Genomic DNA, 19,830 nt, shown 5'->3' on the forward strand with positions numbered 1-19,830 from the left:
TTATAGTGTCTTTTCTTCTTGTAGTTGTTTTATTTCATCAAGAGTAAGGTCAGTGAATTTAGCAATAGTATTGATATCAACCCTATCAGCAAGCATTGCCTTTGCTACTTCGATTTTCCCTTTCTCCGCACCAATTTTGATGCCTTCTTCTCTGCCACGTTCTGCACCGATTTGGATGCCTTCTTCTCTACATTCTTTTTTACCTTTTTCAGTAGCATCATCAAGCCTTTGTTCCCAAATAGCTGCTTCTTTCTGTATATCCATAATTCTCTCTTCGTAAGCTGCTAGATCTTTTTCATTCCAGTGAAACTTATCTAATTCATCATATGCGAGCTTTATAATTGGTGCTTGTTCTGCAATTTTTTTTAGGTCTTCATCTGTAGTATCCTCTGCATACCGAAAGAAATAGCACCAACGTTCTATAGTATTCTCTAGTTGATCTACTGTGCTTTTAAGAAATTTAGGCAATTCAATGAAAACAAACTGAAAGTCTTTTAAGTAATGTCCATTGGTTTTGATATCACGTATATTATGAGTGGAAATATAATGAACATCCATGGGAAATAAATTACAATTGGAAATGGCGATGAAGTAAACTTTTTGTAAATCAAAATAACTGCATGACTGTCTAGAATAAGCTTTAGCAGCATATAGTTGGGCGCGTTTTTCAAAGCCTTTATCTCTAGCGACCTGCATCTCGATTACGAATCTATTACCAGTAGAATCTTTGCAAAGAATATCAACTATACTTTGTTTATCAGAAGCAATCTCAGGATCCATGATAGTACTGAGGAATTCTACTTCTTGTATTGCATTTTTCTCAGTAAACCCTAAAATATCATTTAGAAAGTGGATAAGAATATTTTGATTTTTCTCAGTACCAAAGATTCGTTTGAACGTTAGATCACATTTTGGGTCTAAAAACTTAGAAATAGCCATGATCAAGGTACCTAAAAAAGCATTAGTAATTATACATTATTAATCATCAAAGTTCAATTTTTTTATTTGCCAACCCCAATAGAAATCAAAAATCAATATATTCACTATTATTATTAATAAAAAAATATCAAAAATATTCAAAAAAGATTTGACTTACTGAAAAATTGATGGCTCTATGTGCACCACTGCCAAAAAAGCAGAGTAAATAATTAAAAAAGTTTAGTAACTAATTATAGGAGTTTTATGAATAATAACAGAAAAAATGAAAGAGAAAAACTAGAAACAATAGTATTATTAGGCAAAGATGGAATAGAGGATCATGAACTACTGGGATTAGCTATATGTTCAGGAAATCGTTTGGCAAAAAGTATAGCTATTGCAGAAAAATTGATTCATTTCTTCGGTGGTATAGGAGGAGCAATAAACTCTGATTATCACCAGCTTCTAAGTATAGACTCGGAAATGACAGACTCAATGGTTGCAAGAATTTTTTGCATCAAAGAAATCCTAGCCAGGATATTAAGAGGTAAGTTAAAAGAATTACCCATTATTGATAATGAAGTTAAACTAAGGGATTACTTGAAATTCACAATAGGGCAATCAAGAAAAGAGCACTTACGGGTAATGTACTTAAACCAAAGTTATCATTTAATTCATGAGTACGTTCAAGACTCTGGAACTACAGACAGAACACCGATATACATAAGGGAAATAATTGAGAGAGGATTATTTATTGGTTCAACATCAATTATAGTCGCGCACAACCATCCCAACGGAGATCTCACACCTACAAAGGAAGATATAGCAAGTACGTTAGATTTAGTTTTGACATGCACGAAATTAGGGATAGAATTTGTGGATCATGTAATTGTAACAGAAACAGGTTATTTCAGCTTTAAAGAAAATAAACTGTTTTAGCATAAAGGGGTAAGAAATGGAGTGTTTGTTGTATTCCGGTGAGCAGCTAAAGCAGTACTGCCAAGGGCTAAATGATAAGGAAAAACAAGATCTTTATCAGCAGATACTGGTTAGAGCTAAAGAGGCGATTAAAGATACTCAAGAAGTTAACCAAGTAAAAATGTTAAGCAGAGCTGCAGTTGTGATAGAGGAAATAATAGGCAAAGAGTCAATCGAATTGTCTAATGCAGACCATCCATTTCGAAACGTGAATATAGTCACTTATACTCCTGAAGGTAATGTAAATTATCTATTCAGTACAGGTGACTCCTCAGAATTATATGATGTGAGAGAAGATAGGGAGAAAGCACTATATCAAGCAATAAAGTCAAATGATGTAGAAATAGTAAGACATCTGCTTATGATACTTGTTCCTGAAGGTATTTGTTTAGAACGTCCAATAGAACTGAAAATATCAATTTATGGGAAATGCACTAAAGAAGACAAAATAAGGGATATAGGAACTGATGATATCAGAAGTATAGACCTGAAATACTTGAAAGAGCTAGAAACATTATTGCGAAAGTTTTATGAAGAGTTAAAACCGGATCTTACAAAAGACATGGAAAATTATCTTCAGAAAAAGTTAATGTTTTATCATTTTCTTTGTGAAGCAAGAGTTAGTGAAAAAACTACAATTGATCTGATCAAGCTATTTACGGCTCAAAGTGAAATAAACTACCAAATAGATTTGTTGTTACTTTCTTTAATAGCAGAGAGTGCGGAAAAAGAAGAGTTACGTGAAAAAATCAATACTATGATAGATCTACTGGGAAAATATAGAAAATTCGAAGAGTTAGAGTATAAGGTTAGAAGATTAAAATTAGAACTTGGAAATGGAAAAGCAGACAAAGACAGTTTAGAGAGACGGGAAGATGAGATGAGAGAAATAGAAGAAAAATATATCAAAGTAACTGACTTAGCTGGTGAAAGAGATAAATTGGTAAAGCAGTTACAGTAAATGATTAAACTGATATGTCAAGCCTTAGTATACAGTTAGGAAGAAAAATAAAGCACTTTAGGCTAATGCGTGGACTGAACCAAACTCAGCTTGGAGAAAAAGTAGGTGTTTCATATACGCAGATACAGAGATATGAAAATGGCTCAAACCAGGTTTTGGTCAGTAGGCTATGTGAGATGGCAGAAGCTTTATCAGTTGATATTTTAAGTTTCTTCACTGACACACATATAGAGTCAACAGATCCATGGGATGAAGAGAGTGAAGATGTATTGAAAGAATATAGCAAAATTAAAAGTAAGAAGTCACGTGATTTTGTTTATTCATTAACCAAGTTCTTGTCTCAGCTTTCGTAGTAACTTGCACAAAAATCGAAATTGCTTTAATATTTTTACTCTTTAGCATTTCTACTATGGCTTTAACCATTGACATACAAATAGGAAAGAAAATAAGGGAGAGAAGACTAATTTGTGGTTTAAGCCAAGCAGACTTAGCGAAAAAGGCTGGCATTTCACCTCAACAAATACAAAAATATGAGACTGGGGTGACTCGCGTTACAATTGATAAATTATACGAATTAGCAGAAGCTTTATCAGTTGATATATCATATTTCTTAACAAATATTTCTGAAAATGCAGCAGAGTTACACTGTGAAAAAAAGACGTTTGATTATGATAATAGTAACGTAGATGGTGAAGAAATGTTAAAATTCATGAAAGAGTACAGAAAGATTAAAGATGAGGTGTCATGCAAACTTATCTATTCGCTAATAAAACACATCCTTTCAATGGAGCAACAGAATGAATAAACAATTTCTAATTTAAAGGGCAAAGTAAATTATGTCTTCTCCTAAAAGATACTCAGTGAATTGCTCTGCTGGTAGTGCTTTGTTCCCTGCCTTTTTCTTTCTCTACCCAAGAGATAGTCTCACTGCTTTCAGAAAGCTTTATTGCCTCTGTAGATTTTTGATCGCAGAACCTACCAGATCTGATGAAACATCCTTGTTTTATTGCCGCCGTAACAGACATTCCACTAAACATGCAGCCATTTCCTACAATTTCCCCTATTCTTTGCAGCTCATTCCACATTGTTTCATCTTTGACTTTAACGTGTATTTGATGGTAATCTTCTAAATTATGGTAAACTGTGATGCTTAGGTTTCCCAGACTAGTTAAGAATGTGACTTCAAAAGCACTGTTATCTGATACATCTACGTAATTTCTTTTGCCATTTTTCTCAGTTTTAATTTCTAATTCACTGTCGCCTAGCCTTATGATGTTACCACCAAGATTTAAGGTACCATTACTTAAGCCTAAATCTCTTGCACCATTAATAACCTTGCCAGCGTCAATCTTGCTACTTTGAGAAAACTCTATATAGAACGTCCGATTATCGATCTCAACAGTACCAACTGTTCCTTCAATAACGGCACTTTCTGCAACTTCCCTCAGCTTTTGAAGCCGGTTGAAGACTATTGGCTCAACTTCTTTTTGTACCTTATTGCAAATTTCAATAGTTTTCCTGCTGCCCTGTATGAAACTCTTATCAAAATCTGCTCCATTTATTGCTAATTTCCTTATTATATTTTCTTGCTTATCACCTTTAAATTTATCTTTACACAGCATAAATATTGTAATATTAGAAAAGCTATACTCATCCTCGTTGTGTGCATTTATTCTTATCCCTGAATCCAACGCCTGATTTACAATTTTGTCTAATCCTTCTATATCTTCAGCCACAAAAACTCTATTCAAGAATTCGTTTAACTTCATATTTTCATCTTCATTTAGCCTGATTTCACTTAAAGTTGGTCGAAAAGGATTGAGATTTTCATGATATAAAAAAGGTTTTGCAGGTAGTTCTACCTTACTATCCAAGTCTATTTTTGTAGGTGCGTTAGCCTTTTCTATTGAGCCAGTTTTACTTGGAGCCATAGCAGGCTTATCCGTTAAATAAGGTAGCAAATCCTTAATAACTATTTTACTTAATATCCGTTTAGATAATTTTTTACGATGAGTTGTTTTTTTCTTAATCATAATACCCTCTATAAAATTAGATAATATCTAAATATACGGTGACAAATGCTAACAAATTGTTAACATATGTGCGTCTATTGATCTAGAATATATAATAACAACTAATATAGCAAGTATTATTGTATAAGAATAATAGGACAAAGAAAATGAAAAACCAAATGAGGAACGAGAAATAGGAGATTGAGATTAAGCCAGTTAATTTGGTAGATGAAAGGCAAAAGTTAGTAAAACAACTGCTGAGCAGATATGAACGGGAGAAACTCCACTAGCTTACACAATGCTTGCGCTAAACAGTACTTTCCTCTTGTAGTTTTTTGATTTCATCAGCGGATAACCCAGTGAATTTAGCAATGGTGTTAATTTCCACATTATCGGCAAGCATTGTCTTTGCCACTTCAATTTTCTCTGCTTTTCTTCCTTTTTCTTCGCCGATTTGGATGCCTTCCTCTCTACCTTTTTCAGTAGCAAGATCAAGCTTATATTCTAGGATGGCTTCTTCTTTACGTAAGTCCATGACTCTTTCTTCGTATGCTACAAGATCTTTTTCATTCCAACCAAACCGATCTAATTCATCATATGCTAGCTTGATAATTGGTGCTTGTTCTGCTATTTTTTTTAAGTCCTCATCTGTGGTATCTTCTGCGTATTTGAAGAAAAATAGCCAACGCTCTACTATGTTTTCTAGCTGTTCTACTGCATTTTTAGGAAATTTCGGCAGCTCAATAAAGACAAACTGAAAATCTTTTAAATAATGTCCATTGGTTTTGATATCACGTATATTATGAGTTGATATGTACTCAATTTCTTCAGGAAATAAATTACAATTTGAAATAGCAATAAAGAAAACCTTTTTTAAATCAACGTAATTACCAGATCTATCTAACTGTCTTGAATAAGCCTTAGCAGCGTATAATTGAGCACGTTTTTCGAAACCTTTATCCCTTGCAAGCTGCATCTCGATGACGTATCTAGCACCACTAGAATCTTTGCACAAAACATCAACTATACTTTGTTTATCAGAAGCAATTTCAGGATCCATAATGGTGCCAAGAAATTCTACCTCTTGTATTGCATTTTTTTCAGTAAACCCTAAAATATCATTAAGAAAATGAATAAGGATATTCTTATTTTTTTCAGTGCCAAAGATTTTCTTAAAAGTTAAGTCTAGCTTTGGATCAAGAAACTTGGAAATAGCCATGATCAAGGTACCTAAAAAAGCATTGTTAATTATACATTATTATTTGGAGATATTCAATACTTTATGATGCAAGTTTGTTTTGACTATAGTTCTTATTATAGTAGTAAAAATGTGCCTAAATTAAAGCATGGGATGTACCAAATAAAAAAACAACCTTCACATGTGCCCTTAGAACGCAACTTTAAGCTTTGCTGGTCAATTTCTTATCTTTTGCTATCTCATCTGTAAACGCATCTAAAAGCCCAATACGTCAATCTTCCATTTTTGCATGGTTTTATGCTACAATTATGAAGCTGTAAGCTCAAAATACTCAATTTGCTTTATAGTCTCTTTCATATTAATTGAAATTGTTACCCTGTAATCTAATCTTACTAAAAAAGTTAAAAGTCTCGCTAATGAAAAACTTGCAGCTTTTGACCTTCTAATGCGTGAAATATCCGAGAGAGCTGTCTGTAATATATGTGCTGTTTCTTTTCTGCTCCATTTATTATCATCTACTGCTTTATTTATCATTTGTATCAGTGTTTCTTTTGTATGAGCTTTAGTAATATATAATATTTCCATTCATCTTATTATTATATTAGAATTCGCATAAGGTTAGCAGAATCTTTATATAAATCTATTATAAATTATTGGAGAAATGCTATAAATGGAGGTATCCTGTGAGCATGTGGAAAAGAAAGTTAAAGAAAATAATAAAAATTCTTAAAGGTGTTTCTATAGGTAAATTTAGTGATACACTATTTTTTGAGTGCGAGCTATACAAAGCTGTTTCAAGTAGTACATGCGATTTAGGTAGAATAAAGTCATTATTAGAAAACGGAGCTGATCCAAATGAATGTAGTAGCAATGGCAACACACCCTTATACAAAGCAATCTTGCTGGAGAATATACCTGCTATAAAACTATTATTAGCTCACGATGCAAAGCTTTTTATAAAAAATAAAAAAGGTAAAACTCCTTATGACTTGTCTGAAGAAAAAACGCTGGTAAAGGATCTATTTGCAAATGATAAAGAAGTTAATCTGCGAGTTGGAGTACAAAGATTAAGCCATGAATTAGATGAAACTATTAAGAAGAGAGATTTTTAAGTTGCTTCTTTAAATTCTAAACATATTGAGATTCAATTGTTTTTTTATCAGCTAAGCGATCATTTTATACAATTCTTCTTCAGTTAGTATTCTTACACCAAGCTCCATTGCTCTTTTGTACTTTGATCCAGGCTTATTTCCAACGACCAGGAAATTCGTGCTACGAGAGACGTCCGAAGTAACTTTTCCCCCTAGAGATTCTACTTTTGCCTTAGCTTCGTTTCTGTCCATAGTTAATAGACTTCCGGTAAAAACTATTATCTTGCCATTTAAAGTTGAGCTACATTTATTATTATCAACTGGAAGAATCTTCAGATGAGACGCAAGGTTGTTTAGCATATTTATGTTTTGCTGATCGGAGAAAAATGCTCTGATAGATCCCGTTATTTTTTCACCTATACCTGTTATGCTATTGAGATAAGGTTGATTTTGTAGCTTGACCATAGAGCTGTACCAATTTTCAAATGAAACATAGTAATCTGCGAGTAATTTTGCCACGTATTGTCCAACAAACCGAATGCCCAATGAACATATAAATCTATCAAGGCTGATTGTCCTTCTACTGTTAATGGAATTCAACAAGTTTTCTATAGATTTTGGTCCCCATCCATTATATGCTTCCAAGTCAAACTCTTTTAATTTTTCTTTTAATGTGAAGATGTCTAGAACTTGCTGAATAAGGCCAATATCATAGAAAAATTCAATTTGTTTATCAGCTAGGCCAACTATGTCAAAAGCTTCTTTAGAAACAAAATGCTTTAACTTTTCAACAATTTGAGCTTTGCAAGTAACACCAGAGCATCTAATTGCTGCTTCACCTTCAACCTTTTGTACGCTACTTCCGCACTCTGGGCAAACTTTAGGAAATTCAAATTCAGGTGCATCTGGAAGGCGAGAATTTTTGTCTACTTCTACAATTTTAGGTATTACGTCTCCGGCGCGTTCAACCACTACGATATCGCCTTCACGTACGTCTTTACGCCTGATTTCATCAAAATTATGCAAACTTGCTCTACTAACCTGAACACCTCCGATATTAATAATAGCTAGCTGTGCAATTGGTGTTAGAATTCCCGTTCTACCGACCTGTATTAATATCTTTTCTAACTTGGTTTTTCCATGAGCCGCAGGAAACTTATGTGCAACAGCCCACTTTGGATACTTGTTAGTACTCCCTAATTTGCCGTGTAATCCTAAATCGTTAACTTTATAAACAATTCCGTCTATATCAAACCCTAAATCACAACGGCAACTATAGATTTTATCATAAAATTGCAGCATTTCGCCTAAACTTTTTGCCAAGAATCTATGTTGATTAACGCAAAAACCAAGTTCTTCCAATTTGTTCAGTACCTCACTCTGAGTTTTTTCTGCTCCACCTAGTAAGCAATAAGTAAAGTATTTAAGCGGCCTACTTGCAGTAATGTTTGGGTCTAATTGTCTCAAAGAGCCAGCCGCTGCGTTTCTAGGATTAGCGAAGTCATTGTTTTTGTTTAACTCAAGAAAATCATCGTTGCTGATGTATACTTCGCCTCTTATCTCCAGTCTACCTTCGACATTTGGCAGAACCTTCGGAAAACCCGTTATAGTCATGACGTTACGAGTTACATCTTCGCCACAATACCCATTACCGCGAGTTGAAGCTCTCATAAAAACACCATCTTCATATACAGCAGAAAATGACAGGCCATCAATTTTTGGCTCGCATACTATTTCTAATTTATCAGCATTAAGAAGCTTTTTGATTCTAGTAAGAAACCTCTCCAAATCTTGCTCAGTATAGGAATTATCTAAAGACAGCATTGGACTGAGGTGCGTTACCTTACCAAACCTACCATCAGGCTCAGTACCCACTCCTATATCTTTCCTTACTTCAATTGCTTTACGCTTAAGTTCGTCATATTCAGCATCAGTAATCTCAGGCTTATTTTCCTTATAGTACAACATATTATGATGTTTTATTTTTTTCATTAATTCTTGCATAAATTCCCCCACTTTAACTCAAATTTGGCTTAGTAATTTTTCTTACTGTGATTTCTACATCGTAATCCAACTTAGATAAGAGCATGAACATCCTTTCTAAGCTAAACCCTTTGGTCTTCAGATTTTTAATTGATGAAACTTTTGGCTGGTCAAGTTCCAGCACATTTGCAGCTTCTTGTTGTGTACAGCAGCTTTCCTCAATTGCATTTTTTATAATGCTTAATATTTCTGTTTTGACATTATTACTATTTGCTATAATTTTCTTTACCATATATACCTCTCTAATTTAGCTCTATATTCCATAACTATGTTTTGCTTTTACTACTTACTCTATGTAGTAATAATAGCTCCACTATTTCCTTATTATTCTTTGCAATCGCTATACCAAGTGGAGTCAAATTGTCTTCAATATCAGCTCTTACACAAACATTTGCTCCCTTATCTAGCAGAATTTTGACCATTTCTTTATTATTGCTCATGACCGCAGCGTGTAATGGGGTAGAACAGTGTTTGCCACCTAAGGCATTAACGTTAGCTCTATTCCGTAGCAGAATTTCTGCCGTTGACTTATGACCATGGGCAACTGCTGAATGCAGTGGTGTATAAAAATCTCCATCTAAGTCATTGATGTTGCTATTAGCTCTTTTTATAAACATTGACAATATTTCGTCATACCCACACTTTGCAGCTACATGAAAAGGAGTATTTAGGCAATTATCACGAAGGTTTATATCAGCTCCATATTGCAGTAAAGTTTGAACAGTTTCCTGATGATTAAATAATGCAGCAAGGAAAAGAGGTGCCCTGCCGTAGATATTTTCAGCGTTAACATTTGCAGTGCTTATTATTAAAGCCTTTACAATATCGTAATACCCATATTCTGCAGCCCAATGCAGTGCAGTATTACCTTTCTTATCTTTAGCATTAACGTTTACTCCCCAAGCAATTAGGAAATAAAGAAATTTTTGACAATTCCATTTACAAGCAAAGTGTAAAAATTTCGTGCCAAACTTGCTATTAATAATTAAATTGAGAAAAATATAGATGGGAAAAATCAAAATTGAAAATGTTCTATCCCTCTTAATTTTTCTGACTACAGCCTTGAGCTCCTTGTCAATATCCATACTAGCCTCCACTATTAAAGTCTGTAATTTGTTGCTAGCGCCCTAGGACGTTAAATGGACTCAAAAGTTCTGGATTATTTAAGGATTTTTGATTAAGATGATAGTTAAGTCCTTCTTCCAGATTGCTTGAGTCAGAAACAACATTTTGAGGGGAAGGCACTTCAGCTTTTTTACCTTCAGGTCTTTTGTTTTCAGGTTTTACTTTATCAAAAGCTCTGAGCATTCCTTTGAATAATCTATGGCGATCAAAAATGAACTGAATTTTCTCACCATATAAGTCTTGTAAGACTGTAATTTTTTTACCTATCATAATAACCCTCCAAAAATTTGGCCTCTTCAACAACAGGCAAAAATGATATGTTTACTTGTTGCTATTTTTAGTATATTCTAATTTGACACGAAATGCAAATTATTTTTACAAGTAGCGATTGCATATAACTAAATATTAAGATATATGAGGATATTATAGTATATATATAATATATTAAGATAATATTTGATACTGATTTGACTTGGCCACCATTTCGCAAAATTTATCCACTGCCTTATGTTCAATCATTAAGCACGCTTCTTGTTGTAGATGTTTAATATTTTTAGAAGTAGCATTATCCATTTCTGTAGATGCCACCGTAAGTTGAGATTGAACTCTTAGGTACTTATCATCGATAACTTGCTCCAACTGATAATTTACACAATCAAGTCCAGAAGCAAACATCACATTTAATAGAGGTTTTACCCAAGCTATCTTTCCAAATCTCTTTGAGTTAATATATTTAATAGGATTAGATAACCGACCGGTACCAATTGAAAGCAGCACTATATCATCATCAGGGAATAGTTTCTTGCTGTTTGCATATGCGCATGCTGCTGGGTTATTGGCAAATACTCCTCCGTCAACTAAGACTCTATTTATTTGATTAATCTTAAGAAATTTAGGAGCAAAATATGTTGGTGCTGCTGTAGTTGATCTTAAAGCGTCTTGTAGTCTTAAAAAATTTCTGTCTTCTTTCCAGCTTTTGAAGAAGAAGGGACAATTGTTATGAATATCATAACTGGTAAGTAATAACTTATTTGAAATGTCTGCAAGAGTGGTATCACCAAAGTACTTATTAAGCACATGTTCAATATTTTTATGCGAATATTCTGCACCATTCACCCAGGTAATTGCTTTTCTTAAAAATGAAGATTTAAAAATATAGGATCCATATTTCTGATATAGCTCAACTAGATCACTTGCTGAATACTGTGGTTTTCCTTTTCCATCCTTCTTACATAGCCCTGTAACAACTATACCACCTGTGGAAGTACCAGCCATTAAGTCAAAGATTTGTGAAATAGGTTTATTTGTTCTCTTTTCTATTTCTGCGAGAATAATGGCAGGGATGATTCCCCTAATACCACCTCCATCAACGGATAAGATATATTTTGTCATTTTAAAAGGCTCAGTTGTTATCTGTATTGTTGCTCAAGTTCATTAACTTCTTCAGTAAGGCTCTTTACTCTTTCTTCAAGACGATAGACTATTTCTACTATTCTTTGATTTTTTTCTATAATTTTATCATGCATCTGCACCCTTAAATCAAGCTTGGCTAGCCACCATATAGTTGCTACAGTTTGTATTAACATCGTAATAATTACTGTAATTGGGATTTTCCCTTGATTTTGCATATTCTTTTCCTAGTTATGAAATAATTGAAAATTACTGATAAATCCAAGTTACGGATTATGTAACGCAAACCTTGGTTATTTGAGGCTTCTTATCATTTAAGTTGAGAAAAATGGGACTATCTAAAGCTTCACTTCAATTGTCCTGATTTATACTTTTTTTCTGCTTCGTCAAGTAGATCTGCGATTTCTCTGAAAAGTCTCCTGTTCCAACTATACTGTGAATTCTTCACTGCTGTCATTCTTGCAGTTCTCCCTTTCCAATCTTTATAATAAGGATTTGCTCCATTCTCCAATAAAAATTTTATCATCTCTAGTTGGCCACTTATAACTGCACTATGTAATGCTCCACTAATAGCATTTATATCAGCCCCTTTGTCTAATAAAAACTTGACAATCCTTAAGCATCCATTCCCTGCAGCATAACGTAATGCTCTTTCACTAATACTTAGAGAACCTTTAGTATTCACATTCTTTTTTACCAAAGGTTTAACAGCTTCTAAATCACAGTTCTTAGATGCAACTCGTAAATTTTTATCAATTTTATCAATATTTTCTCCACTGAATAATAAAGAATATATAGTAGCAACGCATATTACTAATACTATCAGGAAAATTAGCACATCATACTGACCTGTTGAGCTTGCTCGAAGAATTCTCCTAAAATTTCTGTTCATATATAATCATACTATTCTTGCCTGGGCATTAGATAGTAATTTGCTTAAATTTTCTTTAACTAGTCTTGCACCGCTTCTATTATAGTTTGATACCCTTTACTATCTAAGATATGTTCCGCTCTATTAACTACCCATTCACCTTCAATCTCCTGAAAAAACCCTGAAAGGCTGATCTTAGCTTCTGCAAAAAGTGTAGGATTACCAGGAACAGTTACATTTAAATTTGATGTACTACGTTTTAGTTGTTTTAGCTTGGCAGTTGCTGCACTGACCGCTGATTCCGCTGTAGGATAAAGGTCCTGTATTAAATAACTTGAGCCTTCATTTCCTACTTTTTCTTCTATAGTTTTCCCCTTTTCATAACTATACCATTTTGCAATAACAGATCCATATTTATTACGTACATTAAAATTTACCTTCCAATTTATTACATCTTTAGGTGTTAAGACTGTTGTGCCTAATACTTTACCAGTCGCTGATTTTCCTTCCCCTCTTGGAATAAAAATTATATATCCTCCAACAGGCTTTACTAATGCATCATGTTCTCTGCCTAACCCTTTTAAAAAGTTTAAATCACTTTCATTTGTTTGGTTTTTATATGATACAGGTACGTTTTCAAATTTTTCAGCAACTTTACTATTATGCCCATGCTTCTGTGCTATTTCTCTCACTAAATCACCTAAAGTAATATCCTTCCACTCTCTTGATGTTTTTTCCTTTAGTGAGCTTTTAAAATTTGCAGCATGACACCTTACCCTTAAAGTCTGTGGAGGGCTCTGTATGCTGATTTCACTTGCCGTATAAACTCCCACAGGCAGTAAACCTGTCTCCTTGTAGCCAAGAAAAACCTTTAATTCACCTTTTAGCTCTAAAGCATTGCTTCCATAATCGATATGTATTTCAGCTTCATCACTTGTTGTTCCGGATTCGTCAGTAATGCGCAATGATATTAAGCTCTTTTTTAAAGCCTCTGTTACCTGGTTACCTTCTGCTATTATGTCAAAATCTGGTGTCATTATTCTAAAATCTTTGTAATAGACTCTTGTGATGTCTTCTGGATTTTGGGCAGCTTAATCTTTAGTCCTGCAGGTAAGAAGCTATCATATTCTGCTAAACCAGTGTTGGATTCGAGTACTAGTTCTACTGCTCCGCTACTATACCCATAGTGTTTCCAGCAGATATAATCTAACATTTCGTTTTCTTTAGTGTAATAATAAATCATTTGTTATAGCTTTTTAACTTTATTTGAAATTCAACTTTTCTTGGCCGTCCGTCAGGAAAAAACGATATCTGTTTCTCTTCCAAATTAGTGATAACAAAATTTCCAAGTACATTTCCTGAATTATCAACTAGAACGTGTGGTTCCTGAGTATTACGCATAGTCTTTAATTGTTCTAAACCATGACTCTGATAATATGGGTAAATTACCCCTGTCAAATCAATACTTTCAATTCCTGAGCCGATATTTTGCAATGACGTTTTTTCAATACACTCAATTGTATGCCACCTCTGTTCTTTACTGTATCTCAGGCTTATTGGCTCAAACTTACATTGCCCAAGTAACATTAATATAACTCTTCAACTGTATCAAAAAGTGCACCACGTGCTTGTTCTCTTAACCTTTCTATTACTGCATTTGCAATACTACGTATATCTTGATTAGGTTCTGCTTTGACACTTATATTAAACGTCTGATTGAATGTTTGGTTATATGCTTTTGATTCTTTGCTTTCAAATTTGTTTTTGATAAGCTCCTTAAATGCTTTTTCCGCTTCTTCCTGATTATAATCTTCCACAGATCTTTTCTCTTCTATGATACTTTTGAACTTAATATTATTTTCACTACCTTCAGAGATTTCTTTCACTACATTATTATTGAGTAAAGGATTTCCATCACTGAAAACGCTATTTTTAGAAAGTGCATTGCCAACTTTTCCATCAACTAATGAAACAACACTCTCCATCTTTTCAAATTCTTTTAATGGGCTATTCTCAGAAACTCCACCAAATATGCTACTGATAGTATCTCCTAGCCATGAAAAAGCTTCACCGATTGGTTTTATTATCGATTTTATATATTCCCAAAGACCAGCAAAGAAGTCTTTCACTTTTTCCCAATTACTAATTACGAGAATTGCACCGGTTGCAAGTAAAGCAACAACAGCTCCTATAGGATTACTGATCATTGCTGCTGTTAATACTCTAAAGCCCGTAACTACTGCAGGAATTATTGTTGTTGATAGCCACATTAGCGCTGGTCCGAGCTGTCCGTATAAAATAGCTTTTAAAGTTAAAGCACCTCCTTGAAGCAAAGCGAATGCATAACCACCACCCACTACTGCAATCTTCAAGAGGATACAGGCTGAAATGATGCTCATAATTCCAGTAGTCAAAATGGGACACTGTTCTGCAAACCAAGCTATACCTGTAGTTATAGATCTTAAAAAACCACTTATCCAATTTAAAGTAGGTAGCATGACTGAGCCCAAGTTCATTCCTACTTCTGCCATTGAATTTTTAAGTAGTTGCAATTGTTTTGCTGTAGTACTTACACGATCTTCAAATTCTCTGCCTAACGAACCTACACGTTCTTTTTCATTACCTAGTAACCCTAGCACCTCTTTATATTTTTCTAAGTTTGCAACTATTAGTGCTATATCATCTTGAGATCCAGAATCAAAAAGTCTCAAGAGAATATCAGGACGCTCATCTTCAGGTACGTTTCTCAAAGCTTCAAAAACTTTTAGCAGTGTTCCTTGTGGATCTTTCTTAATATTCTCTTCAAGCTCATCAATATCTATTCCTACTTCCTCTAGTGCTCCTATAAATCCAGGACCTTGATTTCTTGCAGTTTGTAGTTTAATGAGCATATCATTTATCACTCCTGCTGCTTTTTTAGGCTGTTTTCCTAAGCTAATGAAGGCATTCACTAAACCAGCAGTCTGGTGTACATTGAGACCAAACTGTTTTGCAGCTCCTCCAGCCACAGTCATTGCTGACATCATATCTTTTGCATCAACAGTAGTATTACTTGCAAGGTGATTTAACGTGTCTCCGAAATCTTCCATTTTTTCAGGTCCAATTCCATAAATATTAGAAAGTGTGGCAGTAGCACTTCCTATTTCTTCTCCTGTCATGCCAAAATTTACTGCCATCTTTCCTACTGCTTCTGTAAATTGAGTAACTTTGTCCTTTGAAAAACCAAGCCGTCCACCACTTGTAGCAATTTCAGCCAACTCTGAAGCTGATATTGGTATTTCACGGGATAATTTCTTTAACTCCTGTCCAAGTTCCATAATCATCTTATTATTAGTTTCTTTATCAGCATCAAATTTCACCACTGCTTTAATCTCTGCCATAACAGATTCAAAATCAACAGCAACTTTAATTGGAACTGCAACTGAGAGTAATGAACCTATCATTCCTATTACTTGTGATCTGTAATGTGCTTTTTTTGCTGAGATACTTTGCTGTTGACTGATTACAGATCCCAGTTTGCTGTATTTACTTCTCAGCATTTCAAGAGATGAACCAAGTTTGTTTTGATCTCTCACTAAGGATTTAATATCTGTTCCACTCTTCCTCATTTCTTGATTCAAAGAATGCATAGCATCTCTCTTTTTCAAGTATGATTCTTTTGCTTTTGTTGCAGACGCTTTAGCTTTATCAAATTCAGCTTTTAAAGTTTTACTTGGTTTTTCTACTGCTTTCATCTGTTTAGCTAGGGATTTTACCTGATCTTCAAAGCCTTTCCAGGATTTCTTGCTAGCCAAAACATCAGAACCCAATTGTTTAAACTTAGATACTGATTTTAAGGATGAATCAAGCCTTCTTATGTTTTCACCAAGACTAGTAAGCTGACCACTACTTCCCTTTATTGCAGCATTAAAACTGCCATCAAGCACTGCTCCTATTTTTATTGATAATGTTGACATTTAAACTCCTTGGCTACTTTCGACCATAAAATAAATTCACTAATTTCCATGTCCAATATATGCTCAACCCCGCCGCCTGTGATAGAGCTGAGCATTAATACGTTTAACCTTAAGTCCTTTGGATAATTGGTGAAAAAAAATCCTTTAAGATCTCTTGTGCTTTTACATAATCTGCAATATCCAATTCTTCAATGGCTTCTTTTGTAACAGAGGCTAGATTTGCAGTTAACGTAACTTCTCTGCTGAGTTCACTACCATCGATACGTTCAATGGCTAAGTAATCTCTTACTTTTGGACGTCTAATAGTAAGTTCTGAAACAGAAATACCATCAACTGTAATTTGGTTATTAAGTGTTATTGTTTTCATACATGCTCCTATAAATAAAAATAAAATTTTGAGATCTTGTTAAAGCTGTTTTAATTATTTGATCAACATAATATCTCCTTAAAAAGTAAAATCCTAAATTCCTAACACTGTCTGTAATAATGCCATCTGATCAACACCGTTAATTTTACGAATCATATTTTCAGCATCAATTTCGATAAGTTCTTTGTCACCAATGGTGAGTTTGTAATAATGAGCAGCGACAGTACATTTGAGTGTTGCTTTCTCGCCAGGTTTCCAACTACCAAAATCAAATTCCTTGAATATCCCCCTGAGATTAATGATTACTCCCTCAATATCATTGATACCACTGCCTTGAAGACCACCTCGAAGTGTCAGAGATACTGAATTTCCATCAATCAGTCCAAAAAGTCTAAATAGCTCTGTATCGTATTCAGAAAAAGTAAAATCAGCTTCAAGCTTTTCCATGCCCATATCTATATTTATTGGAATATCCATACCACCAGCTCTATATTCTTCGGTTTTTATGGTAAGCTTTGGTAGAGTGATTTCATCGATTTTTCCAGCATAACCACGACCATCAACGAATACATTAAAGTTCTTTAAAATTTTTGGTAGCATTTTTTTCCCCTTTTATAAAATTAATTAACTTATAATATTTTATTATTAACCAGATGAGACCTAAAGGTAATCTGTTCTGCTGGATATGGCGGCGTAAACTCAAAGTCAAAATATACTTTTCCGCTTGCAATATTTGCTGTGGTATTGAGGTCTGGTGATGCATAGCATTTACCATCAAGAATAGCTCCTTGGGATTTTAGATTTGCCAGATAGGAATTCACCCCTTCTATGACATCATCAATATAGGTTTTGGTAATATTGCGATCAACTGCCCAGAGATGTGCTCGAAGAAGGCTATCATTAATTAAATCTGCAGTACGTCTAACTGACAAAAAAGCCCATTTTGAATCACTAGAGCAGGTTCTATTCCCCCATAGTCTATAACCTTTTTGATGAATGATTGTTGCTACTTCATTTTCATTTAAATAATTAGCACGGCAATTTGAATCACCTAAAGTAAAGTCAACAGGTCTGCTTGTACCAACAATTACATTAATTTCTTGATTTGATGGTGACCACCAGAATCCATGTTCATTGTCTGTTTTAGCAATTAAACCTGCAACAAATGGGCTAGTAGGCAAAACCTCTTCCTTGTCTGTAAATATTTTAACCCATGGATCAACAACATAAACACGAGAACTACCGATACTTTTTCTCCATTTGATTGCTTCTTCATCATTAGTATTTGGGCCATCTGCTACTATTATTGCTCTTAATTTCTCTGCTATAGGAATCAAAGCTGCAACTATTGGATTTTTAGATTTTTCTTCTTTTGACTCTGTTTCAGGCAACTGATGAGTAAAGTGTGGTGCAATCAGAATTCTCGGTGCCACATGGACTATACTTTCACTACTTAAGAATGCTTGAATCCCTTGATACTCGCCAGTTTCTTCATCAACTCCACCAATAATATTTTTAACTGTTTCACCTTCTCTCAATGTTTGGTCAGCATTTTCACCTTCTGCAACACGAATCACTACTACTGTTGCACCTATCTGGGAAAAAATTGAATTTACTGCTTGCAAAAGAGTTCCTTTTTTACCAAGTTTTGCTGCTTCCTTTAGGCTTCCCGCTATAAGAACTGGTTTATTTAGTGGAAATTTTTCTGCGTCACTATCTGGAGCAGTACCAATAACACCAATTACTGATGATTTACTTGTTCTAATTGTTTTTGGTCCTGAAGTTACTTCAATAACATTCACACCATGCAAGAATTTTTCGGTCATATCATTATAGATTAATTTTTATTTCTTGTTAAAAGTAGTTTTGTTGTTTAGCTATTTATAATTTGCTAATGAATCTTCCATATGCTCTTTTAAATCGTTAAGAAACTCTTGTAACCCCAACTATGGATTAAAAAACAATAGAAAAGCCAAGGAGATAGGGTAAACTCAGGAAATATTTGAAAATCAAATGAGGTTACCCATGAATAAAAATATAACAGAATTATTTTGCTTTGTAGACGATTTTTGCAATGCAGCAGACAAAAATTTTGCAGAAAAATTCCTACCAAGTGGCAAAAAGCCAACCAGGACGCCAGGAATCACGCATTCAGAAATTCTCACAATAATACTTTTGTACCACCAATCGCCGTGTAAAAACTTTAAAGCTTTTTACGTACTTTGCCTTCCATTTCACAAATTAGATTTTCCAAAATTGCCTTCATATGACCGATTTATTGCACTAAAACCACGAATTTTGTGGTATTTAATGCTGCTTTTAGAGTGGTTTTGCGGACAAGCGAAAATGACTGGAATTTCATACATAGACGCAACTTCAATCGCAGTTTGCCATCCAAAAAGAATCTCGAGAAACAAGATTTTTGCTGGAATTGCAAAATTAGGAAAAAGCACGTATGGCTGGTTTTTTGGCTTTAAACTGCATCTGGTAATCAACGAAAAAGGAAGCGCTTACGCTGACAAAAGGCAATGTTGACGACAGAAAACCTGTGCCAAATTTGACTAAAAAATTGACCGGATTGCTATTTGGAGATATCAAAAAAGATCTTTTTCACGAATTATTCGATAGAGGTTTAAAGCTCGTAACCGGCATAAAAAAGGGTATGAAAAACTCATTAATGGCGCTAAATGAGAAGATTTTGTTGAGAAAAAGATCGATTATTGAGACAGTTTTTGGCTCTCTGAAAAATAAATTTGAGATCGAGCATACTCGGCATAGATCGCCAGTAAATTTTTTGATTCACATTCTTTCGACACTTGTTTCATATTCCTTGAAAACTAAAAAGCCTTCTATTTCCTACACTTTCTTCGTTGGCTAATCCATAGTTGGGGTCTCTAAAA

The 19,830-nt window shown here is 34.2% G+C and carries 23 protein-coding genes and 1 pseudogene; 6 read left to right on the forward strand and 18 right to left on the reverse strand.

Translation table 11 applies throughout. From position 1 onward, the window contains the following. Positions 1 to 939, reverse strand: a complete 939-nt coding sequence (locus ASM33_RS05425; RefSeq protein ID WP_110410043.1) for an Rpn family recombination-promoting nuclease/putative transposase — start codon at positions 937 to 939, stop codon at positions 1 to 3. A 243-nt stretch (positions 940 to 1,182) separates the two neighbouring features. On the opposite strand from ASM33_RS05425, the gene ASM33_RS05430 reads away from it, so the two are divergent. From ASM33_RS05430 to ASM33_RS05445, 4 genes are read left to right on the forward strand one after another with little or no spacing between them, the layout of a single operon-like run. Next, positions 1,183 to 1,857, forward strand: coding sequence for a JAB domain-containing protein (locus ASM33_RS05430; RefSeq protein WP_110410042.1), 675 nt, complete (start codon positions 1,183 to 1,185; stop codon positions 1,855 to 1,857). 25 nt (positions 1,858 to 1,882) lie between these two features. Then, the gene (locus tag ASM33_RS05435; protein WP_157956385.1) at positions 1,883 to 2,857 is read left to right on the forward strand and encodes a hypothetical protein; all 975 of its coding nucleotides are present in this window, start codon (positions 1,883 to 1,885) and stop codon (positions 2,855 to 2,857) included. A gap of 14 nt (positions 2,858 to 2,871) precedes the next feature. Next, positions 2,872 to 3,210 carry a helix-turn-helix domain-containing protein gene (locus ASM33_RS05440; protein ID WP_237342886.1) on the forward strand — a complete coding sequence of 113 codons (339 nt, stop codon included), beginning with the start codon at positions 2,872 to 2,874 and terminating at the stop codon, positions 3,208 to 3,210. 56 nt (positions 3,211 to 3,266) lie between these two features. After that, positions 3,267 to 3,662, forward strand: a complete 396-nt coding sequence (locus tag ASM33_RS05445) for a helix-turn-helix domain-containing protein (protein ID WP_110410040.1) — start codon at positions 3,267 to 3,269, stop codon at positions 3,660 to 3,662. Positions 3,663 to 3,714: 52 nt separating this feature from the next. Here ASM33_RS05445 and ASM33_RS05450 read toward each other — a convergent pair whose 3' ends face one another. The 3 genes from ASM33_RS05450 to ASM33_RS05460 all read right to left on the reverse strand — a co-directional run bounded on the left by ASM33_RS05450 (position 3,715) and on the right by ASM33_RS05460 (position 6,652). After that, positions 3,715 to 4,890, reverse strand: a complete 1,176-nt coding sequence (locus tag ASM33_RS05450) for a hypothetical protein (protein WP_110410039.1) — start codon at positions 4,888 to 4,890, stop codon at positions 3,715 to 3,717. 286 nt (positions 4,891 to 5,176) lie between these two features. Next, a complete protein-coding gene (locus tag ASM33_RS05455) occupies positions 5,177 to 6,088 on the reverse strand; it encodes an Rpn family recombination-promoting nuclease/putative transposase (protein ID WP_110410038.1) in 912 nt (303 codons plus the stop codon). Positions 6,089 to 6,373: 285 nt separating this feature from the next. Beyond that, positions 6,374 to 6,652, reverse strand: coding sequence for an XRE family transcriptional regulator (locus tag ASM33_RS05460; protein ID WP_110410037.1), 279 nt, complete (start codon positions 6,650 to 6,652; stop codon positions 6,374 to 6,376). 104 nt (positions 6,653 to 6,756) lie between these two features. On the opposite strand from ASM33_RS05460, the gene ASM33_RS05465 reads away from it, so the two are divergent. Further along, complete coding sequence (locus ASM33_RS05465) at positions 6,757 to 7,179, forward strand: ankyrin repeat domain-containing protein (protein WP_110410036.1); 423 nt, start codon at positions 6,757 to 6,759, stop codon at positions 7,177 to 7,179. Positions 7,180 to 7,230: 51 nt separating this feature from the next. Here the strand turns inward: ASM33_RS05465 and ligA are convergent, their stop codons facing one another. The 14 genes from ligA to ASM33_RS05535 form a co-directional block, all read right to left on the reverse strand. After that, positions 7,231 to 9,162, reverse strand: a complete 1,932-nt coding sequence (gene ligA, locus ASM33_RS05470) for an NAD-dependent DNA ligase LigA (protein WP_110410035.1) — start codon at positions 9,160 to 9,162, stop codon at positions 7,231 to 7,233. Between the two features lie 13 nt (positions 9,163 to 9,175). Next, complete coding sequence (locus ASM33_RS05475) at positions 9,176 to 9,433, reverse strand: helix-turn-helix domain-containing protein (protein ID WP_110410034.1); 258 nt, start codon at positions 9,431 to 9,433, stop codon at positions 9,176 to 9,178. Between the two features lie 34 nt (positions 9,434 to 9,467). Then, positions 9,468 to 10,286, reverse strand: coding sequence for an ankyrin repeat domain-containing protein (locus ASM33_RS05480; RefSeq protein WP_110410033.1), 819 nt, complete (start codon positions 10,284 to 10,286; stop codon positions 9,468 to 9,470). A 34-nt stretch (positions 10,287 to 10,320) separates the two neighbouring features. Continuing rightward, entirely contained in the window at positions 10,321 to 10,596 is a 276-nt protein-coding gene (locus ASM33_RS05485; protein WP_110410032.1) for a hypothetical protein, read from the reverse strand. A gap of 174 nt (positions 10,597 to 10,770) precedes the next feature. After that, positions 10,771 to 11,718: a patatin-like phospholipase family protein gene (locus ASM33_RS05490; protein WP_110410031.1), complete on the reverse strand. Its 948-nt coding sequence runs from the start codon at positions 11,716 to 11,718 to the stop codon at positions 10,771 to 10,773. A gap of 17 nt (positions 11,719 to 11,735) precedes the next feature. Next, complete coding sequence (locus tag ASM33_RS05495) at positions 11,736 to 11,954, reverse strand: hypothetical protein (RefSeq protein WP_110410030.1); 219 nt, start codon at positions 11,952 to 11,954, stop codon at positions 11,736 to 11,738. 128 nt (positions 11,955 to 12,082) lie between these two features. Then, positions 12,083 to 12,628 carry an ankyrin repeat domain-containing protein gene (locus ASM33_RS05500; protein WP_110410029.1) on the reverse strand — a complete coding sequence of 182 codons (546 nt, stop codon included), beginning with the start codon at positions 12,626 to 12,628 and terminating at the stop codon, positions 12,083 to 12,085. 59 nt (positions 12,629 to 12,687) lie between these two features. Next, the gene (locus ASM33_RS05505) at positions 12,688 to 13,644 is read right to left on the reverse strand and encodes a phage late control D family protein (protein WP_110410028.1); all 957 of its coding nucleotides are present in this window, start codon (positions 13,642 to 13,644) and stop codon (positions 12,688 to 12,690) included. After that, positions 13,644 to 13,850 carry a tail protein X gene (locus ASM33_RS05510; RefSeq protein ID WP_110410027.1) on the reverse strand — a complete coding sequence of 69 codons (207 nt, stop codon included), beginning with the start codon at positions 13,848 to 13,850 and terminating at the stop codon, positions 13,644 to 13,646. Before ASM33_RS05510 ends, ASM33_RS05505 begins: the two co-directional genes overlap by 1 nt. Continuing rightward, positions 13,847 to 14,194, reverse strand: a complete 348-nt coding sequence (locus tag ASM33_RS05515; RefSeq protein WP_110410026.1) for a phage tail protein — start codon at positions 14,192 to 14,194, stop codon at positions 13,847 to 13,849. The genes ASM33_RS05510 and ASM33_RS05515 overlap by 4 nt, the downstream gene beginning before the upstream one ends. Beyond that, complete coding sequence (locus ASM33_RS05520; protein WP_110410025.1) at positions 14,194 to 16,563, reverse strand: phage tail tape measure protein; 2,370 nt, start codon at positions 16,561 to 16,563, stop codon at positions 14,194 to 14,196. Before ASM33_RS05520 ends, ASM33_RS05515 begins: the two co-directional genes overlap by 1 nt. A gap of 109 nt (positions 16,564 to 16,672) precedes the next feature. Then, entirely contained in the window at positions 16,673 to 16,930 is a 258-nt protein-coding gene (locus ASM33_RS05525) for a phage tail assembly protein (RefSeq protein WP_110410024.1), read from the reverse strand. A gap of 93 nt (positions 16,931 to 17,023) precedes the next feature. Then, entirely contained in the window at positions 17,024 to 17,530 is a 507-nt protein-coding gene (locus ASM33_RS05530) for a phage major tail tube protein (protein WP_112477229.1), read from the reverse strand. A gap of 29 nt (positions 17,531 to 17,559) precedes the next feature. Continuing rightward, entirely contained in the window at positions 17,560 to 18,756 is a 1,197-nt protein-coding gene (locus ASM33_RS05535; RefSeq protein ID WP_110410023.1) for a phage tail sheath C-terminal domain-containing protein, read from the reverse strand. A gap of 199 nt (positions 18,757 to 18,955) precedes the next feature. Between ASM33_RS05535 and ASM33_RS05540 the strand changes: the two are divergent. Continuing rightward, positions 18,956 to 19,808, forward strand: a pseudogene (locus tag ASM33_RS05540) (IS982 family transposase). The last annotated feature ends 22 nt before the right edge of the window (positions 19,809 to 19,830 follow it).

It is taken from the genome of Wolbachia endosymbiont of Folsomia candida (assembly GCF_001931755.2).
Lineage (GTDB): Bacteria > Pseudomonadota > Alphaproteobacteria > Rickettsiales > Anaplasmataceae > Wolbachia.